The organism is Streptomyces sp. NPDC046122 (genome assembly GCF_056429965.1).
The window spans coordinates 1-2,496 of record NZ_JBWKLQ010000045.1 but is presented as its reverse complement, the minus strand read 5'-3'; the positions used below and the strand labels follow the sequence as shown (position 1 = coordinate 2,496).

Here is a 2,496-nt window from a genome sequence, read left to right as displayed (position 1 = left end):
AACACAGTGGACGCGAGCAACTGAGGACAAGCCCTCGGCCTATTAGTACCAGTCAGCTCCACCCGTTACCGGGCTTCCACATCTGGCCTATCAACCCAGTCGTCTACTGGGAGCCTTAACCCCTCAAAGGGGGTGGGAATACTCATCTCGAAGCAGGCTTCCCGCTTAGATGCTTTCAGCGGTTATCCTTTCCGAACGTAGCCAACCAGCCATGCCCTTGGCAGGACAACTGGCACACCAGAGGTTCGTCCGTCCCGGTCCTCTCGTACTAGGGACAGCCCTTCTCAATATTCCTACGCGCGCAGAGGATAGGGACCGAACTGTCTCACGACGTTCTAAACCCAGCTCGCGTACCGCTTTAATGGGCGAACAGCCCAACCCTTGGGACCGACTCCAGCCCCAGGATGCGACGAGCCGACATCGAGGTGCCAAACCATCCCGTCGATATGGACTCTTGGGGAAGATCAGCCTGTTATCCCCGGGGTACCTTTTATCCGTTGAGCGACAGCGCTTCCACAAGCCACTGCCGGATCACTAGTCCCGACTTTCGTCCCTGCTCGACCCGTCGGTCTCACAGTCAAGCTCCCTTGTGCACTTACACTCAACACCTGATTGCCAACCAGGCTGAGGGAACCTTTGGGCGCCTCCGTTACTCTTTAGGAGGCAACCGCCCCAGTTAAACTACCCATCAGACACTGTCCCTGATCCGGATCACGGACCGAGGTTAGACATCCAGCACGACCAGAGTGGTATTTCAAGATTGACTCCACACACACTGGCGTGCATGCTTCACAGTCTCCCACCTATCCTACACAAGCCGAACCGAACACCAATATCAAACTGTAGTAAAGGTCCCGGGGTCTTTCCGTCCTTCTGCGCGAAACGAGCATCTTTACTCGTAGTGCAATTTCACCGGGCCTATGGTTGAGACAGTCGAGAAGTCGTTACGCCATTCGTGCAGGTCGGAACTTACCCGACAAGGAATTTCGCTACCTTAGGATGGTTATAGTTACCACCGCCGTTTACTGGCGCTTAAGTTCTCAGCTTCGCACGCCCGAAAGCGCACTAACCGGTCCCCTTAACGTTCCAGCACCGGGCAGGCGTCAGTCCGTATACATCGCCTTACGGCTTCGCACGGACCTGTGTTTTTAGTAAACAGTCGCTTCTCGCTGGTCTCTGCGGCCACCCCCAGCTCATGGAGTAAATCCAATCACCAGTGATGGCCCCCCTTCTCCCGAAGTTACGGGGGCATTTTGCCGAGTTCCTTAACCATAGTTCACCCGAACGCCTCGGTATTCTCTACCTGACCACCTGAGTCGGTTTAGGGTACGGGCCGCCATGAAACTCGCTAGAGGCTTTTCTCGACAGCATAGGATCATCCACTTCACCACAATCGGCTCGGCATCAGGTCTCAGCCTTAATGAGGGACGGATTTGCCTACCCCTCGGCCTACACCCTTACCCCGGGACAACCACCGCCCGGGCTGGACTACCTTCCTGCGTCACCCCATCGCTTACCTACTACCACCTTGGGCCGGCGGCTCCACCACTTTCCTTTCCCCGAAGGGTCCGGAACGGCTTCACGGCCTTAGCATTAATGGATTCGATACTGGGCGTTTCAAAGCGGGTACCGGAATATCAACCGGTTGTCCATCGACTACGCCTGTCGGCCTCGCCTTAGGTCCCGACTTACCCTGGGCAGATCAGCTTGACCCAGGAACCCTTAGTCAATCGGCGCACACGTTTCTCACGTGTGTATCGCTACTCATGCCTGCATTCTCACTCGTGAACCGTCCACAACTCGCTTCCGCGGCTGCTTCACCCGGCACACGACGCTCCCCTACCCATCCACACTCCCGTTGGGGATATATGTGTGAATGACACGACTTCGGCGGTACGCTTGAGCCCCGCTACATTGTCGGCGCGGAATCACTTGACCAGTGAGCTATTACGCACTCTTTCAAGGGTGGCTGCTTCTAAGCCAACCTCCTGGTTGTCTCTGCGACTCCACATCCTTTCCCACTTAGCGTACGCTTAGGGGCCTTAGTCGATGCTCTGGGCTGTTTCCCTCTCGACCATGGAGCTTATCCCCCACAGTCTCACTGCCGTGCTCTCACTTACCGGCATTCGGAGTTTGGCTAAGGTCAGTAACCCGGTAGGGCCCATCGCCTATCCAGTGCTCTACCTCCGGCAAGAAACACACGACGCTGCACCTAAATGCATTTCGGGGAGAACCAGCTATCACGGAGTTTGATTGGCCTTTCACCCCTAACCACAGGTCATCCCCCAGGTTTTCAACCCTGGTGGGTTCGGTCCTCCACGAAGTCTTACCTCCGCTTCAACCTGCCCATGGCTAGATCACTCCGCTTCGGGTCTAGAGCGTGCAACTCAATCGCCCTATTCGGACTCGCTTTCGCTACGGCTTCCCCACACGGGTTAACCTCGCTACACACCGCTAACTCGCAGGCTCATTCTTCAAAAGGCACGCAGTCACGAC

General features: G+C 56.2%; 1 rRNA gene. It reads right to left on the bottom strand.

What is annotated here, in order from left to right:
* Positions 1 to 22: 22 nt before the first annotated feature.
* Positions 23 to 2,496, bottom strand: a 23S ribosomal RNA gene (locus AC07FK_RS34075); the annotation flags it as partial.